Below are 20,160 nucleotides of genomic sequence, written 5' to 3'. Positions count from 1 at the left end.
TTCCCCGCCGAGATGCCCGTGCCGATACCGACGTCCACGATCCGCGGGCCTGGCAGGAGAGCGATCACGGCGTCCGCGAGCGCCCGCGGATAGCGGGGCCGGGCGCGGTCGTAGCGTTCCGGATCGTCGCCGAAGGACTCGGCGATGACGCGGTGGCTGTGGATGACGGGACCGGAAGGTTCAGGGGCGTCGGCGACCATGACCGCACGCTACGACCGGTCGGGACACCGTGTCCACGCGGGTTCGCCGACGGCCGACGAGGGCCGATCAAATCGACCCCCTTCCGCCACCTGCCACGATGGCTGCATGACCGCATCGACTCCCGCCCCGCATCGCGTCTTCTCCTACGGCACGCTCCGGCAGCCCGACGTGCAGAAAGCGCTCTACGGACGTGATGTGCCGACGATCTCGGACACGCTTCCCGGATACCAGCTCGACTGGCTCGTCATCACCGATCCTGACGTGATCGCGACCTCCGGGTCCGATCGGCATCCCATCCTGCGGCGCGGAGAGCCCGGCGATCTGGTCGAGGGCGCCTTCCTCGAGCTCGACGACGCCGAGCTCGCCGCCACCGATGCCTACGAGGTCGCCGACTACGTACGGAGCGTCGTGACGCTCGCGTCCGGCGTCGAGGCGTTCGTCTACGTCGCCGGCGACGAGGGTGACGCTCCCCTCTAGGCTGATCCCCGTGCCGAACACCGCCTCCGCTCCCCTCCGTCTCGTCGTCGCGGACGACTCCGTGCTGCTGCGGGAGGGGCTGATCCGGCTGTTCGACGAGGCCGGGTTCGAGACGGTCGGCGCCTACGGTGACGCCGAATCGCTGCTCGCGGAGGTCGGAGAGGTGGCGCCGGATGTCGCGGTGCTGGATGTGCGGATGCCCCCGACGTTCCGGGACGAGGGCGTGCGCGCGGCGCTACGCCTACGGGCCGAGCACCCGGGCGTGTCGGTGCTGCTGCTCAGTCAGTACGTCGAGGGGACGTACGCGCAGGAGCTGCTCGCGAGCGGGCAGGGCGGCACCGGCTACCTCCTCAAAGACCGCATCGCGTCGCTCGACGAGCTGCGGGATGCGGTGACGCGGGTGGCGCAGGGCGGCACGGTGCTCGATCCGGAGGTGGTCCGCGAACTCCTGACGCGGCGGGTGGACCCGGTGGCCGCGCTGACGCCGCGCGAGCGCGAGGTGCTGGGGCTGATGGCGGAGGGCCGGACGAACTCGGCGATCGCGGCGCAGCTGGTGATCGGCGTGGGCGCGGTGGAGAAGAACGTGACGTCGATCTTCCAGAAGCTCGCCCTCGAGGACTCCGGCGACGACCACCGCCGGGTGCTGGCGGTACTGGCGTTCCTGCAGCGGTGAGGACAGAATGGCGCGTGAACCGCTCATCGACGACGAAAGCAGGTGCACCGTGGCAGGACTGGACGACATCACGAACAAGGCCAAGGAATTCCTCGACAACGACAACGTCAAGAACGCGCTGAAGTCCGAGCAGGCCGAGGACATCAGCGACAAGCTGCTCGACGGCGTCGCCGGCGCGGCCAACAAGGTCACCGGCGGCAAGTTCGAGGACCAGATCAACGGCGCACGCGACGCCGCGGACAAGGCGGTCGGCACCGAATAGGGCCGAAGCCGCACACGACAGACACCGCGAGGGCGGGTGACGGTTCGACCGTCACCCGCCCTCCGTCGTGTCCGGGCTGGGCTGCGCTCAGGCGAGCGGGAGGCGCGTGCCGATCCGCGTCGGACCGCCGGCCGGGCTGTCGACCACGAGCTCGCCGCGCATCCCGCGCACGCGCTCGCTGAGACCGCTCAGCCCGTGCCCGGGGGTCAGGACCGCTCCCCCGGTGCCGTTGTCCGTCACCCACACGCTCAGCCACGGCGCACCGGCCGCGTCGGCGGTGCGATCCACGAACAGGCGCGCCTCGGTCGCACCGGAGTGCTTGGCGACGTTCGTCGCCAGCTCCGCGAGCACGTAGTAGGCGTTCCGCTCGGTCTCCGGGCTGAACCGCTCCCCCGGCGCGAGCGACGACTCGACGCGCATCGGGACGGTGCTGCGGGCGGCGAGCGACTCCGCGGCGGCGATCAGACCGCGATCCTGCAGGAGGGGCGGCGCGAACCCGCGGGACAGCGCCCGCAGCTCCTCGAGGGTGTCGCCCGCCTGCTGCCGGGCCTCGGCGAGCAGCGCGGCAGCGGCAGCGGGATCGTCGGTGAGCTTGCGCTCGGCGGCGGCGATGTCCATCTGCAGGCGGATCAGCCGCTGCTGCGGGCCGTCGTGCAGATCGCGCTCCAGCCGGCGCAGCGCCTGGTCCTCCGCGGCGACGGCCGCGCCCCGCGAGGCGGACAGGTCGGCGACCTCCCGCTGCAGCGTCTCCGACGGCCACGCGCCCAGCAGGCCGCGCGCGATGGCGTCGTGCATGAGGGTGAGACCGCGCGTCACGAACGGAAGCGTGGCGGCGAACAGCGCACCGGCGATGAAGTACAGGATGCGGTCGCCCACGATCGGGTCGAAGGTCGAACTCGACTGCGACGCCCAGTCCACGATGACGCGCGACAGGAACACCGTCTGCCCGTCGTGCGGGATGAAGCCCTCCCAGATCCAGCCGGTCAGGCCACCGAGGGCCACCGATGCCCAGACGATCGTGACGGTCCAGGAGACGATGCTGACGATCGGGTTGATCAGGATGCCGTGCAGCAGGTACAGCCAGTAGTGGCCGTTCACGAACGGGCCGAAGGCGGAGCGCCAGAACGTGCGCGGCTTGTCGGCCGGCTCCCACAGCGGGCGGCGGATCTCCGGGCGGCCCGCCCAGCGCAGGCACTCGACCTCCACCGTCCCGAACCCGCGGGCGGTGTAGAACGCGCCGATCAGGACGAACAGGCCGACGTAGATCACGATCGTGCCGACACCCGTCCAGAACAGCGTCTGGAGGACGGAGAGTCCGACGATGGCGATCGGCATGGTCAGGAGCAGGAAGCCGAGCTCGCGCGGGACGCCGCGCCAGAGGGAGCCGTACGTGGTGCGGTCGGCGGGCGGAGCGGGGCGGGCGGTCACGGGATCCAGCATGGCGGATGAGGCGGAGGTCATGGGTTTCTCCAGTCGGGGACGATGACTCCAGCCTCCCGTCGGCGGCTTCACGTCGGTATGCGGGTGGCAGGCGGATCCCGGCGGGGGTTATCCCCCGCACGGCCCGCCGGTCGACGTTCGGGCGCCACCCAGGCGAGCCTCAGCTTAGTTAGCGCAGGCTCAGCTTCGTTGCGGAATTCCGGGGGCTGAGTAGCGTTGAAGCAGGCACGAGAAAGGACGCCAAACAATGACGGACATCGCCGCAAGCCAGAGTGTTTCCAACCCGGACGTCGCCGCCGGAGTCGCCCAGTTCCTGAGCCCGGTGGTCATCGACCTCACCGCGCTCGTCGTCAACGGAAAGCAGGCGCACTGGCACGTGCGCGGCGCCAACTTCATCGGCGTGCACGAACTGCTCGACACGATCGTCGACCACGCGCAGGAGTGGGCCGACCTGGCCGCCGAGCGCATCGTCGCCCTGGGGCTCCCGGTCGACGGCCGCCTCGGCACGGTCGCCGCGAAGACCACCACCCCGGAGCTGACCGCGGGCTTCCGCCCCTCCAACCAGACCATCGCCGAGGTCATCGCGCAGATCGACGCCGCCCTCGCGGCCGTCAACACCGCGGTGAAGGAGCTCGACGAGCTCGACCAGACCAGCCAGGACGTCGCCATCGAGATCGCCCGCGGCCTCGACAAGGACCGCTGGTTCCTGTTCGCGCACATCAGCGAATAAGCACGTCACCGCGCCACGAACGCGCCTGAAGGGCCGTCCTCCGCTCCGGAGGGCGGCCCTTCGCCGTCACCGGCCAGAGACGCGGCTACCGCAGCGTGTCGTGCGTGAAATGGCCGGCCAGGAGCGTCGCCGCAACCGGAAGGGCGCGGAGCTCCTCGTCCGTCGCCGCGGCGGGGTCGAGGTCGAGAACCGCGAGGTCGGCCGGCTCTCCGGCGGCGATACGGCTGCGCGCCGACGCCTCCAGCGCAGCGGAGAACGGGATGCGCTGCTCGGGATGCCAGGGCTCGCGCCCCTCCCGCGACCGGTTCACGGCCGCCGCGATCGCGATCCACGGGTCGAGCGGCGCGACCGGAGCATCGGAGCCGAACGCGAGCCGCACGCCGTGCCGCAGGAAGTCCGCGAGCGGGAACGCGCGGTCGGTCCGCCCCTCCCACAGCCGGTCGGCGACATCCCGGTCGTCCATGGCGTGCTCGGGCTGCACGCTCGCCGTGACGCCCAGGCGGGCGAACCGGGGAACGTCGGCCGGATCGACCAGCTGCGCGTGCTCGATGCGACCGCCGGCGCCGACGCGCTCGAACGCGTCCAGCGCGCGACGGTTCGCCTCGTCGCCGATGGCGTGCACGGCCGGCTCGATCCCGTGGTCGACGGCGAAGCGCATCGCGGCGACGAGCTCGCGCTCGTCCAGATTCGCGACGCCGTGCCCGCCGTCGGGGTAGGCGTGGCTGCACAGGGCGGAGCGGGTGTTGAGCGAGCCGTCCGAGATGACCTTGAACGGTCCGGCCGTCAGGAGGCCGCTCGTCCCGTCGATCGTCCGACCGGTGTGCAGACCGAGAGCCGCCGCGCGGTCCAGATGGTCGCCGTAGATCCCGAATTCGACGCGGAGCCGCGGCTCGGCGGCGGAGAGCCGGCGCTGCCACGTCTCCACGTTCCAGCCGTACTCCAGGTCGACGATGCCGACGACGCCCCGGCTCGCCGCGACGGTGGCGGCATCGGCCGCCCAACGGTCCATCGTCGCGTCGTCGGCCGTCGTGAGCGCGCTGGAGACGGCGAAGCTCGCGTCCTCGCGCAGCACCGCGTCGTCCGACTCCAGGCCGAGATGACGCGCGGCCGCCGTGTTCAGCCACGAGCAGTGCAGGTCTCCGGCGATCAGGACGACCGGCCGCTCCCCCGCAGCCGCATCCAGCAGCTCCCGGGTCGGGAGGTCGGGCCAGAGCGCGTCGTGGAAGCCGAAGCCGACGAGGAGGTCGTCCCCGTCCTGACCTCCGGCGGACACGCGCCGCCGCACCAGGTCGGCCGCCTCCGCGGCCGAGGCGGCCCGGGACACGTCGAGGCGGCGTGCGGTCTGCGCCCACTGCGTGAAGTGCACGTGCTGATCCCAGAGCCCGGGGACCAGCCACCGGCCGTCGAGGTCGAGCTGCTCAGCACCGGCCGCATCGAGGCGTCCAGCGAGGTCGACGGCGTCGATACGACCGTCCGCGATGCGCACATCCACCACGCCGTCCGAGCCGGGGATGCGGGCCCCGGTCAGCAGGAGGCTCATCGAGCGGCGCGGCGGCGGTCGTGCACGATCGTCATCTCGCGCAGCAGCCCGTCGCTGGCGTACGGGCCGTCGCCCGCGAGCTCCAGGAGGATGCGGTCGACGATGTGGTCGGGCCGGTTCTGGCTCATCTTCTGCTTGGCGCTGATCCGCGTGGGCGTCAGCCGAAGGCCGACGGTCCCCGAGGAGATGCGCTGCGCGTAGGCGGAATCGGCCTCCGTGCCGGCCATCTGCCGCGGCTCGGGCAGCTCGCGCTCGAAGTGGTCGACCAGCCGGGCGAGCACCTCGAGGTTCTCCTCGTCGCTCAGGATCTCGGGCACCCCCGAGAAGTGGGCCGAGATGAAGTTCCAGGTCGGGACGGCCGGCTTGTCGTCGTACCAGCTCGAGGAGATGTAGCCGTGCGGGCCCTGGACGATGATCATCAGCTCGTGCTCCCCCAGCTCGTGCAGCTGCTCGTCGGGTCGGCCGACGTGGCTCAGGAGGCTGATCTCCTCCCGGGTGTCGTCGAGGATGACCGGGTAGTGCGACGCGACCAGGCCGGCGTCGGTGTGGCTGACGAAGGTCGCCCACGGGTTCTCGCGGACGAGCCGCTTGAGCTCCTCCGCGTCGGTGAGGGTGAAACTCGGGTTCTGGCGCATGCCGCCTCCTAGGCCTGATCCTTCGGGCACCAGTACAGCTTGCGGCCGCCCAGCTCCTCCATCACGATGTGGGTCCCGCAGACGCGGCAGGGCAGGCCCTCGCGCTTGTAGACCCAGTGCCGGTCGTCCCGGCTCGCCATCGCTTTGCGGTACGACTCGTCGTCGAGATCGTCCATCGTCATCATCTGACCGGTCGCGACGCCGATGCGCAGCAGCTTGACCCAGTCGTGCCAGAGCTCGCGAACGGTGTCCTCCGGGACCTGCTTGCCCGGCGTGTGCGGGTTCTGCCGGGCGCGGAAGAGCAGCTCGGCGCGGTAGACGTTGCCGATGCCGCTCACGACGCTCTGGTCCATCAGCAGCAGGGCGATGGCCGTGGGCTTGCGGCGGACGGTCGACACGAACCGCTCCTCGGCCTCGGGGCCGTCGTCGAGCATCGGGTCGGGCCCGAGCTTGGCGATCACCGCATCCACCTCGGCCGGGTCGAGCACCTCGCACGCGGTGGGGCCCCGCAAGTCGGCGACGGCCGTGTCGGTCAGCAGGCGCACGCGCACCTGCCCGACGGGCTCGGGCGGGAAGCTGGTGATCTCGGCCTCGAGCTTCTCGGACTCGGCCATGCGCAGCCGCGTGCGCCGCGGCGCGCCGATCGAGTGGAGGGAGTTCTCCCCCGCGTCGTCGAACACCCGGGCCGCGTCGGCGTCGGTGCCGCGCTGGTTCGTCTGCCCCATCCGGCCGTTGGCGGAGGCGATGGTCGGGTCGACGCTGATCTCGCCCGCGAAGTCCCACGCGCCGTAGATGCCCAGGTGGATGCGCAGCCAGAGCCCGTTCTCGAACTCCAGGAACATCTGCTTGCCGACGGCCTTGGCCGCCGTCATGACCTGACCGTCGATCCGCGCGGCGCCCTCGGCGAACCGGCCCTGCGGCGACGACACCGTCACCCGGTGGCCGACGAAGTTCGTCGCGAACTGCCGCGCGATGCGGTGGACGGAGTGGCCCTCGGGCATCAGCGGTCCACGTTCCGGCCCGCGATGTCGCCGGTGGCCTCGAACTCGGCGAGCTGGGCGATGCGGCGCACGTGCCGCTCCTCGAGCGAGAACGGCTCGGCGATGAAGACGTCGATGAAGCGCGTGGCCTCCTCGACGGTGTGCTGGCGGGCGCCGATCGAGATCACGTTGGCGTCGTTGTGCTGCCGCGCGAGCTGCGCGGTGCTCTCGTTCCAGACCAGGGCGGCGCGGACGCCGAGCACCTTGTTGGCCGCGATCTGCTCTCCGTTGCCCGAGCCGCCGAAGACCACGCCGAGCGCCTGCACGCCGGCCTGCTGGTCGCGCACGACCGCCTTGGCCGCGTTGATGCAGAACGCCGGGTAGTCGTCGATCGGGTCGTACTCGACCGGTCCGTGGTCCACGACCTCGTGCCCCGCCGCCGCGAGGTGCTCCTGGAGGTGCCTGCTGAAGTCGAGGCCGGCGTGGTCGGTGGCGATGTGGATGCGCATGGAGCAAGTCTAGGGAAGCCCACCGACCCGGGCGCACGGGTCACTAAGGTGGATCGGGTGGACACGATCCACGCGAATCTCGTCTTCAAGGAGTCACCGTTGCCCGGAGAAAACCTCACCCGCATCGAAGCACAGGAGCGCGCGTCGCTCGTCCGCACCCACGCCTATGACGTCGTCCTCGACCTGACGACCGGCCCGGAGACCTTCCGCAGCACGACGACCGTGCGCTTCTCCGCGACCGAGGGCGCGTCGACGTTCATCGACGCGATCACCCGCACGGTCCACTCGGTCGTGCTCAACGGCGTCGAGCTCGACCCGGCGCAGGTCGCCGACGGCGTGCGCATCCGGCTCGACGGCCTGCAGGCCGAGAACGAGCTGACGGTCGACGCCGACGCGATCTATACGAACTCGGGCGAGGGCCTGCACCGCTTCGTCGACCCGGTCGACGGCGAGGTGTACCTCTACAGCCAGTTCGAGGTGCCCGACTCGCGCCGCATGTTCGCGGTCTTCGAGCAGCCCGACCTGAAGGCGACGTTCGCCTTCACCGTCACCGCGCCCGAGCACTGGGCCGTGGTGAGCAACTCCCCGACGCCCGAGCCCGTCGCGGCCGGCGACGGGAAGAAGACGTGGACCTTCGCGCCCACCTCCGTCATCTCCTCCTACATCACGGCGCTCATCGCCGGCCCGTACGAGTCGGTCCACAGCGAGCTGACGAGCAGCGACGGCCGCACCATCCCGCTCGGCGTGTACGCGCGCAAGAGCCTGGCCGGCTTCCTCGACGCCGACTACATCTTCGAGAAGACCCGCGAGGGCTTCGCGTTCTACGAGGAGCGCTTCGACGTCCCGTACCCGTTCGAGAAGTACGACCAGCTGTTCGTGCCGGAGTTCAACGCCGGCGCGATGGAGAACGCGGGAGCCGTGACCTTCACGGAGACCTACGTCTTCCGCTCCAAGGTCACCGACGCCATCAAGGAGCGCCGGGTCGTCACCATCCTGCACGAGCTCGCCCACATGTGGTTCGGCGACCTCGTCACGATGAAGTGGTGGAACGACCTCTGGCTGAACGAGTCGTTCGCCGAGTACGCCTCCACGCTCGCCACCGCCGAGGCCACCGAGTGGCACGAGGCGTGGACCACCTTCGCCGCCATGGAGAAGAGCTGGGCGTACAAGCAGGACCAGCTGCCCTCGACCCACCCGATCGTCGCGACCATCAACGACCTGGAGGACGTGCAGGTCAACTTCGACGGCATCACGTACGCGAAGGGCGCCTCGGTGCTCAAGCAGCTCGTGGCGTGGGTCGGCCAGGACGACTTCCTCGCCGGCGTCTCGGAGTACTTCAAGAAGCACGCGCACGGCAACACCGAGCTCCGCGACCTCCTGGTCGAGCTGGAGGCCACCAGCGGCCGCGACCTGACCGACTGGTCCGCCAAGTGGCTCGAGACGGCGGGCGTGAACACGCTGCGCCCCGAGATCGAGGTCGACGCCGACGGTGTCATCACGTCCTTCGCGGTGCTGCAGACGGCCGCGGCCGACTACCCGACCATCCGGCCGCACCGCCTCGCGATCGGCTTCTACGAGCTGCGCGACGGCGCCCTCGTGCGCGACCACCGCATCGAGCTGGACGTGGACGGGGAGCGCACCGAGGTCGCCGAGCTGGTCGGCCGCGCGCGCCCGGCCCTCGTGCTCCTCAACGACGACGACCTCGCCTACGCCAAGATCCGCCTCGACGACGCGTCGCTCGCCGTCGCCATCGAGCACCTCGGCGAGATCGAGAGCCCGCTCGCCCGCTCGCTCGTCTGGGGCGCGGCGTGGGATGCGACCCGCGACGCCGAGAGCAGCGCCAGCGACTACGTGCGCCTGGTGCTCGGCAACATCGCCTCCGAGACGGAGTCGACCACCCTCCGCACGACGCTGAACCAGCTCGGCCTCGCCGCCGGCAGCTACGTCGCCCCGGAGCGCCAGAAGGAGACGATGCAGGCGGTCGCGACCGCGCTGTGGGAGCTCGCGAAGCAGGCCGAGGCCGGCAGCGACGCCCAGTTCCAGTTCGTCAAGTTCTTCGCGGCCTACGCGTCGACCGACGAGCACCTCGCCGAGATCGCCGCGCTGCGCGACGGCTCGCAGTCGCTCGACGGCCTGACCGTCGACACCGACCTCGCGTGGGAACTGCTGATCGCCCTCGTCGCGGGCGGCAAGGCCGGCACGGCGGAGATCGACGCGGCCCTGGAGGCGGACAACACCGCCAACGGCGGCCAGTTCGCCGCGCAGGCCCGCGCGAGCATCCCCACCGCTGCGGGCAAGCAGGCGGCGTGGGACTCGGTGTTCGGCTCGGACGACCTCCCGAACACGATCGTGCGCTTCACCGGCATCGGCTTCCAGCGCGCCGCCGACACCGCGGTGCTCGAGGGCTTCGTGGCGCCGTACTTCGCCGCGCTCCAGGACGTCTGGGCCTCGCGCTCCTACAAGATCGCGGAGTACCTGGTGGCGGGCATGTACCCGGCGCCGCTGGCGAACGCCGCCCTGCGCGACGCGACCCGCGCCTGGCTCGACGCGAACCCCGAGCCGGCCGCGCTGCGCCGCCTCGTCGTGGAGAACCTGGCCGGCGTCGAGCGCGCGCTCGCCGCGCAGGAGCGTGACGCGCAGGCGTAATCGCACCGAACGACGTCGAGGAGGGGACCCTCGTCCGACCCGGCCTGGTACCACGGGCCGATGGCGGACGGGGGCCCCTCCCTCTACGTTGGAACCATGATTCAACTCGACCGCCTCACCAAGAGGTTCGGCCCCAAGACGGCCGTCGACGGCATCACCGCGACCGTCCAGCCCGGCAAGGTCACCGGCTTCCTCGGCCCGAACGGCGCCGGCAAGTCGACGACCATGCGCATGATCATGGGTCTCGACCGCCCGACGTCCGGCGGCGCGATCGTCAATGGAAAGCGCTACGCCGACCTGCGCTCGCCGCTCACCGAGGTGGGCGCGCTGCTCGACGCGAAGGCCGTGCACACCGGCCGCACCGCGTACGGGCACCTGCTCGCCATGGCGGCGACCCACGGCATCCCGAAGAGCCGCGTGCACGAGGTGATCGGGCTCACCGGGCTCGACTCCGTCGCCAGCAAGCGCGTCGGCGGCTTCTCGCTCGGCATGGGCCAGCGGCTCGGGATCGCCGCCGCGATGCTGGGAGACCCGGCCACCCTCATCCTGGACGAGCCCGTCAACGGCCTCGACCCCGAGGGCGTGCTGTGGGTGCGCCAGTTCGCCCGGCACCTCGCCTCGCAGGGACGCACCGTGTTCCTCTCGTCCCACCTGATGAGCGAGATGGCGCAGACCGCGGACCACATCATCGTGCTCGGCCGCGGACGCATCCTGGCCGATGCTCCCGTCGACCAGATCCTCGCCGGAGCGGCCAGGAACGCCGTGCGCGTGCGCACGCCGCAGGCCGAGGAGCTCGCCCGTGCGATCTCCTCCGCCGACGTCACCGTCACCGGTGTGGAGGCCCAGCTCATCGAGGTCTCCGGCCTCACGGCCGCCCAGGTCGGCGAGGCCGCCGCGCGCACGGGCATCGTGCTGCACGAGCTCACCCCGCTGAGCGCCTCGCTCGAGGAGGCCTACCTCGAGCTCACCCACGACGAGGTCGAGTACCGCACGGAGGTCGACAAGTGACCACGACAGCCCCCATCCGCCCGCACGAGCACTCCGCGCTCGGCCGCCTCACCTTCCCGCGCGTCGTCCGGTCCGAATGGATCAAGCTGCGCACGCTCCGCTCCACCTTCTGGACGCTCGCCAGCGTCGTCGTCCTGGTCGTGGGCTTCGCGACCCTGCTCGCCGCGTTCGTGCCCGAGGCGTCGACGCTCGGCGAGCGGGTGCCGAAGGACCAGCTCTCGCAGCTCGTGACGAGCACGGCCACCGCCGGTCTCACGTTCGCCCAGCTGGTCGTCGCCGTCCTCGGCGTGCTGGTGATCAGCGGCGAGTTCTCCACCGGCATGATCCGATCGTCCTTCGCCGCGGTCCCCCGCCGGTTCCCCGTCCTGGCGGCGAAGGCCATCGTGCTCTTCCTCACCGCGTTCGTCGTCGGCCTGGTCAGCTTCGCTGCCTCCTGGGCGATCGCCGTCCCGCTCATGACGGGCAAGGGCTACACGGGCGACCTGATCTCGGACCACACGGTCTGGGCCATCCTCGGCTCGGCGGCCTACCTCGGGCTGGTCGCGGTGTTCGCGCTCGGCCTCGGGACGATCGTCAAGGCGAGCGCGGGCGGGATCGCCGCCGCCCTCGGCGTGCTCTTCCTGCTGCCGATCGTCGCGGGCATCGTGCAGTCGCTCCTGCCCACGGCGGAGTGGATCCGCGACACGACGCACTACCTCATCGGCAACGCCGGTCAGGGCATGTCGGGCCTCGAGAACGGCACCTTCGAGCCGTGGCAGAACGTGCTCACCGTCGTGGTCTGGACCGCCGTGTCGTTCGTCGGCGGCGCGATCCTGCTGCAGCGTCGGGACGCATGACCCAGCCCCTCCCCGCAACGGAATCGGCCCCGGCCGGCCTGGAACTCCCCAGGCCGCCCGGGGTCATCCGGCGTTTCCTGGCCGCGCACCCGCTGCTGCTCGACACGGCCGTCGTCACCGTCTACTTCGTCCCGTCGATCCTGCTCACCGTCGTCACGCAGATCACGACCCCGTCGGTCGGCGCCGCGCTGGCGATCGTGCTCGTCGTGCTCGCCGGCGCCTCGCTCTACTTCCGCCGCTACCGGCCGCGGATCGTCTTCGCGGTCGCCACCGTCGCCCTGGTGGGCAGCACGGTCATCGGCGAGACCGTCGACTTCATCCCGCTGCTCTTCGCGCTCTACGCCCTCGCGGTCTACCGCTCGACCCGGTCGGCGTGGATCGGGTTCGCGATCACCGCGGTCGCGACCGCCGCCTCCCAGTGGGTGCTGGCGCTGCTCGAGCACGCCGGGTTCTACGGCTCCGACCACACGGACCCCACGGCCTCCTCGTTCACGGTGCTCTCGTTCTCGCTCGTCGCGGTGCTGATGGGCAACAACATCGGCGGGCGGCGTCGCTACCTGGCCGCGCTCATCGACCGCGCTCGCCAGCTGGCCCGCGAGCGCGACCAGCAGGCGGTCATCGCGGCCGCCGCCGAGCGCAGCCGCATCGCCCGCGAGATGCACGACATCGTCTCCCACAGCCTCACCGTGATGATCACGCTGTCGGAGGGGTCGGCTCGCCTCGCCGAGACCGCGCCGGAGCGTTCCGCCGAGACGATGCGCATGGTCGCGGAGACCGGCCGCTCCGCGCTCGGCGACATGCGCCGCCTGCTCGGCGTACTGCGTGCGGACGAGGAGGAGACCGCCGAGCACCAGCCGCAGCCCGGGGTCGGCGAGCTCAGCGAGCTGGTCGAGCGCTTCCGCGCGGCCGGCATGGCCGTGCGGGTCACGATCACCGGGGAGCCGCCGACCGACGTCGGGCAGCAGCTGACCGTGTTCCGCGTCGTGCAGGAGGGACTCACCAACGCCCTCCGGTACGGGCGCCTCGCGAACGTCGTCGAGGTCGTCATCCAGTACCGGCCGGATCGCATCGCGATCACCGTCGAGGACGATGCGGCCGTGCACGAGCAGCCGGCCGTCGGTTCCGGACGCGGCCTCCTCGGGCTGCGCGAGCGCGTCGCCCTCTACGGCGGGACGCTGGACGCCGGTCCGCGCGCTCCCGTCGGCTGGCGGCTCCACGCCGAGTTCGACGCCGTGCGACCGACCGGCGGCCCCGCCGCATCCCCTCCGCCATCCCTCCCGGCCGACCCGGACCCCGCGGACACGACCGACACCACCACCGAGGAGACGCCATGATCGATCCCACTCCCCTGCGCATCCTGCTGGTCGACGACCAGTCGCTCGTCCGGCTCGGCTTCCGGATGGTCCTGGAGGCCGAGCCCGACTTCCACGTCGTCGGCGAGGCGGCCGACGGGACGGAGGCCGTCCGGCTCGCGGTGGAGGCGCGACCCGACGTCATCCTGATGGACGTGCGGATGCCGTCCATGGACGGCATCGAGGCGACCCGCCGCATCGTCGCGGCCAACCCCGACGCGCGGATCATCATCCTCACCACCTTCGACCTCGACGAGTACGCGTTCGGCGGGCTCCGTGCCGGCGCGAGCGGCTTCCTGCTCAAGGACGCCCGCCCGGACGACCTGATCGCGGCGATCCGCGCCGTCGCTGCAGGCGACGCCGCCGTGACCGGCCGGGTGACCCGCTCGATGCTCGAGCTGTTCGCCGACCGCCTGCCGGAGGGCGCGGCTCCCGTGGCCGACGCGGACGACGCCGCGGCCGCGCTCACCCCGCGCGAGCGCGAGATCCTGCTCGCGATGGCCGACGGCCTGACCAACGGCGAGATCGGGGCGAAGTTCTTCCTGACCGAGTCCACCGTGAAGACGCACGTCGGCCGGGTGCTCTCGAAGCTGCACCTGCGCGACCGCGTGCACGCCGTGATCTTCGCCTACGACAACGGGCTCATCGATCGCTGACACGGCTCCCGGATCCAGCCCGCGCCAAGGCGGCCCTCGCTAGGCTCGGACGCGTATGGGAATCATGAAGAGCACTTTCTGGACCGACCTCGGAGCCTGGGCCGTCGCCGCCGGGTGGAACCTCCTGAACGCCGCCCTGATCGTGGTGGGCGCGTTCCTGCTCAGCTGGCTGCTGCGCGTGCTGATCCGTCGCGTGGTGAAGCAGATCGTCAGCGGGGTGAAGAAGGGGCAGAGCGTCACCGACACGCAGGCGCTCGTGGCCTCCCCGCTCGCCGCGGTCCGGGTGGTGCAGCGCACGCGCACCCTCGGCTCCGTGCTCAGCAACATCGTGAACGTGACGATCGGCATCATCGCGATCATCCTCGTCCTGAACATCTTTGCGAAGGACGCGCTGGGTTCGTTCGCCCTGCTGACGGCCGCGATCGGTGCCGGCCTCGGTTTCGGCGCGCAGAACATCGTCAAGGACGTGCTCAACGGGCTCTTCATGGTGATGGAGGACCAGCTCGGCGTCGGCGACGTCGTCGACCTGGGCTCCGCGACCGGCGTCGTGGAGGCGGTCGGCATCCGCATCACCCAGGTGCGGGATGTCAACGGCACGCTCTGGTTCGTCCGCAACGGCGAGATCGTGCGGGTGGGCAACATGTCGCAGGGATGGTCGCGGGTCATCATCGACCTCGCCGTGCCCTACGACACCGACATCGAGGCCGTGCAGGAGAAGATGCTCGCCACCGCCACGGCGCTGGCGACCAACCCGAAGTGGCGCTCGCGCGTGCTCGAGAAGCCCGAGCTCTGGGGGCTGGAGTCGATCTCGGCCGACGCCATGGTCATCCGCATCGTGCTGAAGACACGCACGACCGCGAAGGACGACGTGTCGCGCGAGCTGCGCATCCAGCTCAAGCAGGCGCTGGACGAGATGGGCGTCAAGCTGCCGTCGCTCTCCGCCGTGGTGCTGAGCGGGTTCGACAGCGCCGGCAGCGTGAGCGGCGCGAAGCCGCCGCGCACCCGCCCGGTGCAGGCCGTGCCGGAGAAGCCGCTCACCGGCCGCAAGGCGCGCGCCGCCGCCAAGCGCGCCGCCGTGAACCCCAACGCCATCCGCATCACGCCGGGAGCGTCCGCGGCGACCCTGCCTCGCACCCCGAAGCAGCCGAGCGCGGAGAAGGCGGCTCCCGCCCCGAAGACCGGGCCGACGGCCAAGCCCGCCGCCGAGAAGACCGGTGCTGACAAACCGGTCACCGACAAGCCGGCCACCGACAAGCCCGCCGGCGGCGCGCCTCCCACGTCGCCGAAGCCGCGCACCTCCCCCACGCCCCCGACCGAGCCTCCCGCGGAGTGACATGACCACCATCCCCGTCGGCCCGCCGTCCGGGCCGTCCTTCTTCGAGCAGGTCGGCGGCCACGACACCTTCCGCCGGCTCGTGGACGCGTTCTACCGCGGGGTCGCCGCCGACCCGGTCCTCAAGCCGATGTACCCGGAGGAGGACCTCGGCCCCGCCGCCGAGCGCCTCACGCTCTTCCTGGAGCAGTACTGGGGCGGACCGGGCACCTACAGCGCCGAGCGCGGCCACCCGCGTCTCCGGATGCGGCACATGCCGTTCAAGGTCAACCCCGACGCCCGCGACCGCTGGCTGGCGCACATGCGCGCGGCCGTGGACGAGCTCGGCCTGCCTCCGCTGCAGGAGGAGACGCTCTGGAGCTACCTGGAGCGCGCCGCGTTCGCTATGGTCAACACATTCGAGGAGTAGCCCTCGAGCCCGACGTGCCGAAGGAGACACGCCATGCCGTCTGAATCCGACAAGCACGCCGCCCCGGACGCCCTCGTGGTCGGAGCCGGCCTCGCCGGTCTCGTCGCCGCCTCCGAGCTGCTCGACGCCGGCCGGCGCGTGACCATCGTCGAGCAGGAGCCGGCCGCCTCTCTGGGCGGTCAGGCGTGGTGGTCGTTCGGCGGTCTGTTCCTCGTCGACTCACCCGAGCAGCGCCGCATGGGCGTGCACGACTCGCTCGCCCTCGCCCGGCAGGACTGGTTCGGCTCCGCCGGGTTCGACCGCGAGGAGGACCACTGGCCGCGCCGCTGGGCCGAGGCCTACCTCCAGTTCGCAGCCGGTGAGAAGCGCGCCTGGCTGCACGAGAAGGGCGTGCGCTTCTTCCCGGTCGTCGGCTGGGCGGAGCGCGGCAGCGGCTCGGCCGGCGGTCACGGCAACTCCGTCCCCCGGTTCCACATCACCTGGGGCACCGGCCCCGGCGTGGTCGCGCCGTTCATCGCGCGGGTCCAGGCGGGCGTCGCGGCCGGCCGTGCGCGCATCCTGCACCGGCACCGCGTCGACGAGCTCATCGTCGAGGACGGCCGGGTCACCGGGGTGCGCGGCGCGATCCTGGCACCCGACACCGCGGCCCGCGGAGCCGCGAGCAATCGGGAGGTGACCGGCGACTTCGAGCTGCGCGCGCCGGCGGTGATCGTGAGCAGCGGCGGTATCGGCGGCAACCACGACCTCGTCCGCGCAGCGTGGCCCGAGCGTCTCGGGACGCCGCCCGACGTCATGCTCTCGGGTGTGCCCGCGCACGTGGACGGCCGGATGCTCGGCATCGCCGAGAAGGCCGGGGCCCACCTGATCAACGGCGACCGGATGTGGCACTACACGGAGGGCATCCAGAACTGGGACCCGGTCTGGGAGCGGCACGGCATCCGCATCCTCCCCGGCCCGTCGTCGCTCTGGCTCGACGCCCGCGGCGAACGCCTGCCCGCACCGCTGTTCCCCGGGTTCGACACCCTGGGGACGCTCGAGCACCTGCGCCGGATCGGCTCCGACTACAGCTGGTTCATCCTCACCCAGAAGATCATCGAGAAGGAGTTCGCGCTCTCCGGCAGCGAGCAGAACCCCGACCTCACCGGCAAGGACGTGCGGCTGCTCGCCAAGCGCGTCGCTCCGGGCGCACCCGGCCCGGTCGAGGCGTTCAAGGAGAAGGGCGCCGACTTCATCGTGGCGGACACGCTCGACGAGCTGCTCGCCGGGATGCAGCGGCTCAGCGAGGTGCCGCTCGACACCGACCTGGTCACCCGGCATGTGCGAGAGCGGGACCGCGAGCTGGACAACGACTTCGGCAAGGACTTGCAGCTCGCGGCCATCCGCGGCGCGCGCGCCTATCGCGGTGACAAGCTCATCCGCGTGGCGAGCCCGCACAAGCTGATGGACCCGAAGGCCGGTCCGCTCATCGCCGTGAAGCTGCACATCCTCACCCGCAAGAGCCTCGGCGGCATCGAGACGGATCTCGACGCCCGCGTCCTCGGCGCCGACGGCGAGCCGATCCCGGGCCTCTACGCGGCAGGCGAGGCAAGCGGGTTCGGCGGCGGCGGGGTGCACGGCTACCGGGCGCTGGAGGGCACGTTCCTCGGCGGGTGCCTGTTCTCCGGGCGCACGGCAGGGCGGGCCGCGGCGCGGGCCGTCTGAGGCCGCACCGCTCCCGCCGACGGGGTCACATCCGGAGCGACCAGGCCTGGCGCTTGATGAGGGTGTGGCCGCGCTGGGTCGTCAGGCGCGTCCACGTGCCGGTCTCCAGCACGGTCACCGGCTCCTCCGGGTCGAGGAAGCCCAGGCTCTCCGCGGCGAACGCGGCGCCGGCCGGGACGTACTCGAGCCCGTCGATCGGGCGGCCCCACACCTCGGCGCGCACGCGTTGGACGAGCTGTTCGCCGGTGCCCTCCGGCAGGGCGTCCGCGATCTCGGCGATGCCGGCGCGGGCGGTCGCCTCCATCAGCTCGTACGTCGTCTCCCCCACCGGGCGCCAGCCGCCCCGGGGCGGCGAGATGCCCGCCCAGGTGACCGTGGACACCTCGAGCGGCAGCCGCACCCCCACGGGGCCCGCGGGCGCGTCGTCGGCCTCGGCGGCCTCCCGGACGCGCGCGAGGCGGTCGAGCAGCGAACGAATCGGGACGACCGCGTCGAAGGCCACCTCGTCGTCCGTCGCGAACGTCCGCAGGCCCAGCACGGTGGGGGTCTGATCGAGCAACCCCCTCTGATAGAGGATGGCGGTGTAGACCGCCAGCACGCCCGATCCTGCGATCAGGCGCACGGAGCCCTCCTCCACACGGGCCGCTCGAGACAGGTAGGTCTGGAGGTCGGCGACGGCGAGGCTGTCAACGAGGGAAAACGACTGGTTCATCGGACCTCTAAACTACTAGAGACATCGGACGGAGACACTGTGAGCGAGCCATTGGCATCCCTTCTGACCGCCCTCGATCTCACCGACACCGGTGCGCGCACCAGTGAGGACATCTTCACCGGGCCCTCCCAGTGGATGCCGCTGGGCCGCGTGTTCGGCGGCCAGGTGCTCGCGCAGTCGATCGTCGCGGCGACCCGCACGGTCTCGGAGGACCGCGGCATCCACTCGATGCACGGCTACTTCCTGCGCCCCGGCGACGTGAACCTGCCGATCACGTTCTCGGTCGACCGCATCCACGACGGCCGGTCGTTCTCGACGCGGCGCACCCAGGCGTACCAGAACGGCCTCCCGATCCTGTCGATGATCGCTTCGTTCCAGGACGAGGACGAGGGGCTCGAGCACCAGGTCACGATGCCGGAGGGCCTGCCGGAGCCCGAGTCGCTGCCGTCGTCGGCGGACAGCCTGGAGGACGTGCGGCATCCCGTCGCGCAGTACTGGGCGAGCCAGCGGCCGTTCGACATGCGCCACGTCACCTCTCCCGTGTATCTGAGCGTCGAGGGCGACCACGTCGCCCACCAGGCGGTCTGGTTCCGCGCCATCGGCGAGCTCCCGGACGACCCCGCCCTGCACCGTGCCGCCCTCGCCTACGCGAGCGACTACACGATCATGGAGTCGATCATGCGCCGCCACGGCGTCGCCTGGGCGAACCCGGGCCTCAAGGCCGCAAGCCTCGACCACGCGATGTGGTGGCACCGCCCCGCCCGCGTGGACGAGTGGCTGCTCTACACGCAGGAGTCGCCCAGCGCGAGCGGCGGCCGCGGCCTGGCCCAGGGCCGCATCTACAGCCGCGACGGCCGGCTGGTCGCGAGCGTCGCCCAGGAGGCGATGGTCCGCGTCCCGGCCGACGAGCGCGACTGAGGCGTTCCGGGCTCCCCGCGTCAGCCGAAGGTGCTGCGCAGGAGCACCGTCCCATCTCCCGCCGAGCGGATGTCGATGGAGGCGATATCGGCGACCGCGATGCTCGTCGTCGCGACCGGAACCACCGTCGTCCCCTCCTGCGCCGACCACGTGGAGATCTGCGTCTCGTGCCCCTGGCGGTCGGTGACGACCATCGCATAGGTCCACGAGCGGGAGCCGTCGTCGCCGCCGACCCGTGCATAGCTGCACCGGGAGTCGATGCGCGTGCCCCAGGGCTCGGCGGTCAGCCGCAGATCGGCGGTGAGCGCGCTGGGCTCGACCTGCTCCATGGCGATCGGCTTCGCCTCCGGGGCCGAGCCGGTGAGCGCCGGCGGAAGGACGAGGGCGAGCACGCCCACCAGGAGCACCGCGGCGGCGGCCGCGATCCCGGCGGTCAGCCAGCGGGTGCGCACGCGGTGCCGGCGCGCGCGCTTCACCAGGAGTGGCAGCACCTCCGCGCCGATGCCGGCGGGCTCGGGAACGGGCGCGGGGCCGGTCAGCGCGGCCAGACCCTCCTCGCGCGGCAGCAGCCCGAGCAGGCCGGGCATCCCCGCCAGCTCGGAGACCGCGGCCGTGCACCGGTCGCACTCCCGCAGGTGCTCCTCGTAGGCCCGCCGGTCGGCCGGCGACAGCGCGCCGAGGACGTACGCCGCATCCCAGGTGGCGAACTCGTCGTGCGTCGTCATCGCTCCGTCACTCCCTTCTCCTGCAAAGCGAGCCGCAGGGCCCGCAGACCGTAGTGGAGGCGGGACTTCACAGTGCCCTCCGGCACCTCCAGCTCGCGTGAGATCTCCGCGATCGAGCGGCCGCCGTAGTACGCGTGGACGATCACGGCGCGGTGCTCGTCCGACAGTTCGGCCAGCGCATCCGACACCAGCCAGGCGTCGAGCACCGCGTCGGACTCGCTGGCGGTCGTGGTCACCTCGGGGAGCGTGTCCGTCCCGAACTCGTGCTGGTCGTGCGCGCTGCGCTTGGTGTCGATCACCAGATTGCGGGCGACGGTGAACAGCCACGCGCGCGCCGAGTGCTGCGACTGGTCGAGCACGGCCGGCCGCCGCCACGCCCGCAGCAGGGTCTCCTGGACCACGTCGTCGGCCAGGGCG

Annotated in this window: 21 protein-coding genes; 13 read left to right on the top strand and 8 right to left on the bottom strand. The window is 71.6% G+C overall.

Annotated features, from left to right (window positions below):
• Positions 1–306: 306 nt before the first annotated feature.
• Genes BGO91_RS01160 through BGO91_RS01150 form a run of 3 tightly spaced genes read left to right on the top strand, consistent with a single transcriptional unit; the run spans position 307 to position 1,613 of the window.
• The gene (locus BGO91_RS01160; RefSeq protein WP_290471041.1) at positions 307–678 is read left to right on the top strand and encodes a gamma-glutamylcyclotransferase family protein; all 372 of its coding nucleotides are present in this window, start codon (positions 307–309) and stop codon (positions 676–678) included.
• A 10-nt stretch (positions 679–688) separates the two neighbouring features.
• Positions 689–1,351, top strand: coding sequence for a response regulator transcription factor (locus BGO91_RS01155; protein WP_290471040.1), 663 nt, complete (start codon positions 689–691; stop codon positions 1,349–1,351).
• A gap of 49 nt (positions 1,352–1,400) precedes the next feature.
• A complete protein-coding gene (locus tag BGO91_RS01150) occupies positions 1,401–1,613 on the top strand; it encodes an antitoxin (protein ID WP_290471039.1) in 213 nt (70 codons plus the stop codon).
• 87 nt (positions 1,614–1,700) lie between these two features.
• On the opposite strand, the gene BGO91_RS01145 is transcribed toward BGO91_RS01150, so the two are convergent.
• Positions 1,701–3,074, bottom strand: coding sequence for a sensor domain-containing protein (locus BGO91_RS01145; RefSeq protein WP_290471038.1), 1,374 nt, complete (start codon positions 3,072–3,074; stop codon positions 1,701–1,703).
• 226 nt (positions 3,075–3,300) lie between these two features.
• Here BGO91_RS01145 and BGO91_RS01140 point away from each other — a divergent pair, with 226 nt between their 5' ends.
• Positions 3,301–3,783, top strand: a complete 483-nt coding sequence (locus BGO91_RS01140; RefSeq protein WP_021763778.1) for a DNA starvation/stationary phase protection protein — start codon at positions 3,301–3,303, stop codon at positions 3,781–3,783.
• An 85-nt stretch (positions 3,784–3,868) separates the two neighbouring features.
• On the opposite strand, the gene BGO91_RS01135 is transcribed toward BGO91_RS01140, so the two are convergent.
• Genes BGO91_RS01135 through BGO91_RS01120 form a run of 4 tightly spaced genes read right to left on the bottom strand, consistent with a single transcriptional unit; the run spans position 3,869 to position 7,447 of the window.
• Entirely contained in the window at positions 3,869–5,323 is a 1,455-nt protein-coding gene (locus tag BGO91_RS01135) for an amidohydrolase (RefSeq protein WP_290471037.1), read from the bottom strand.
• Entirely contained in the window at positions 5,320–5,958 is a 639-nt protein-coding gene (locus BGO91_RS01130; protein ID WP_021764925.1) for an FMN-binding negative transcriptional regulator, read from the bottom strand. The genes BGO91_RS01135 and BGO91_RS01130 overlap by 4 nt, the downstream gene beginning before the upstream one ends.
• A gap of 8 nt (positions 5,959–5,966) precedes the next feature.
• Complete coding sequence (locus BGO91_RS01125; protein WP_290471036.1) at positions 5,967–6,959, bottom strand: DNA-formamidopyrimidine glycosylase family protein; 993 nt, start codon at positions 6,957–6,959, stop codon at positions 5,967–5,969.
• On the bottom strand, positions 6,959–7,447 hold the full coding sequence (locus BGO91_RS01120) for a ribose-5-phosphate isomerase (protein WP_021764927.1): 489 nt from the start codon (positions 7,445–7,447) through the stop codon (positions 6,959–6,961). Before BGO91_RS01120 ends, BGO91_RS01125 begins: the two co-directional genes overlap by 1 nt.
• 99 nt (positions 7,448–7,546) lie before the next feature.
• On the opposite strand from BGO91_RS01120, the gene pepN reads away from it, so the two are divergent.
• The 8 genes from pepN (at position 7,547) to BGO91_RS01080 (ending at position 17,388) form a co-directional block, all read left to right on the top strand.
• A complete protein-coding gene (gene pepN / locus BGO91_RS01115; protein WP_290471150.1) occupies positions 7,547–10,093 on the top strand; it encodes an aminopeptidase N in 2,547 nt (848 codons plus the stop codon).
• 96 nt (positions 10,094–10,189) lie between these two features.
• The gene (locus BGO91_RS01110) at positions 10,190–11,101 is read left to right on the top strand and encodes an ATP-binding cassette domain-containing protein (RefSeq protein WP_290471035.1); all 912 of its coding nucleotides are present in this window, start codon (positions 10,190–10,192) and stop codon (positions 11,099–11,101) included.
• Entirely contained in the window at positions 11,098–11,937 is an 840-nt protein-coding gene (locus BGO91_RS01105) for an ABC transporter permease subunit (protein WP_290471034.1), read from the top strand. The genes BGO91_RS01110 and BGO91_RS01105 overlap by 4 nt, the downstream gene beginning before the upstream one ends.
• On the top strand, positions 11,934–13,271 hold the full coding sequence (locus tag BGO91_RS01100) for a sensor histidine kinase (RefSeq protein WP_290471033.1): 1,338 nt from the start codon (positions 11,934–11,936) through the stop codon (positions 13,269–13,271). Before BGO91_RS01105 ends, BGO91_RS01100 begins: the two co-directional genes overlap by 4 nt.
• The gene (locus tag BGO91_RS01095) at positions 13,268–13,945 is read left to right on the top strand and encodes a response regulator transcription factor (RefSeq protein WP_290471032.1); all 678 of its coding nucleotides are present in this window, start codon (positions 13,268–13,270) and stop codon (positions 13,943–13,945) included. The genes BGO91_RS01100 and BGO91_RS01095 overlap by 4 nt, the downstream gene beginning before the upstream one ends.
• Before the next feature lie 55 nt (positions 13,946–14,000).
• Positions 14,001–15,278 (top strand): mechanosensitive ion channel domain-containing protein, encoded by a 1,278-nt coding sequence (locus BGO91_RS01090; protein WP_290471031.1) that lies wholly within the window; start codon positions 14,001–14,003, stop codon positions 15,276–15,278.
• 1 nt (position 15,279) lies between these two features.
• Positions 15,280–15,687 (top strand): globin, encoded by a 408-nt coding sequence (locus BGO91_RS01085; RefSeq protein ID WP_290471030.1) that lies wholly within the window; start codon positions 15,280–15,282, stop codon positions 15,685–15,687.
• Between the two features lie 33 nt (positions 15,688–15,720).
• The gene (locus tag BGO91_RS01080; RefSeq protein WP_290471029.1) at positions 15,721–17,388 is read left to right on the top strand and encodes an FAD-binding dehydrogenase; all 1,668 of its coding nucleotides are present in this window, start codon (positions 15,721–15,723) and stop codon (positions 17,386–17,388) included.
• A gap of 25 nt (positions 17,389–17,413) precedes the next feature.
• On the opposite strand, the gene BGO91_RS01075 is transcribed toward BGO91_RS01080, so the two are convergent.
• Positions 17,414–18,100, bottom strand: coding sequence for a hypothetical protein (locus tag BGO91_RS01075; RefSeq protein ID WP_290471028.1), 687 nt, complete (start codon positions 18,098–18,100; stop codon positions 17,414–17,416).
• A gap of 39 nt (positions 18,101–18,139) precedes the next feature.
• Between BGO91_RS01075 and BGO91_RS01070 the strand changes: the two genes are divergently transcribed.
• Positions 18,140–19,018, top strand: a complete 879-nt coding sequence (locus BGO91_RS01070) for an acyl-CoA thioesterase II (protein WP_290471027.1) — start codon at positions 18,140–18,142, stop codon at positions 19,016–19,018.
• A 20-nt stretch (positions 19,019–19,038) separates the two neighbouring features.
• Here BGO91_RS01070 and BGO91_RS01065 read toward each other — a convergent pair whose 3' ends face one another.
• Together BGO91_RS01065 and BGO91_RS01060 are read right to left on the bottom strand one after the other, a co-directional pair.
• On the bottom strand, positions 19,039–19,743 hold the full coding sequence (locus BGO91_RS01065; protein WP_290471026.1) for an anti-sigma factor: 705 nt from the start codon (positions 19,741–19,743) through the stop codon (positions 19,039–19,041).
• Positions 19,740–20,160, bottom strand: a 421-nt coding sequence (locus BGO91_RS01060; RefSeq protein WP_290471025.1) for a sigma-70 family RNA polymerase sigma factor, incomplete at its 5' end; no start/stop codon positions are given. The genes BGO91_RS01060 and BGO91_RS01065, both read right to left, overlap by 4 nt.

This window comes from Leifsonia sp. 71-9 (genome assembly GCF_001898805.1).
Lineage (GTDB): Bacteria > Actinomycetota > Actinomycetes > Actinomycetales > Microbacteriaceae > Leifsonia.
Note: the sequence above shows the minus strand (reverse complement) of the source record. Positions and strands in the feature narration are given on the sequence as shown.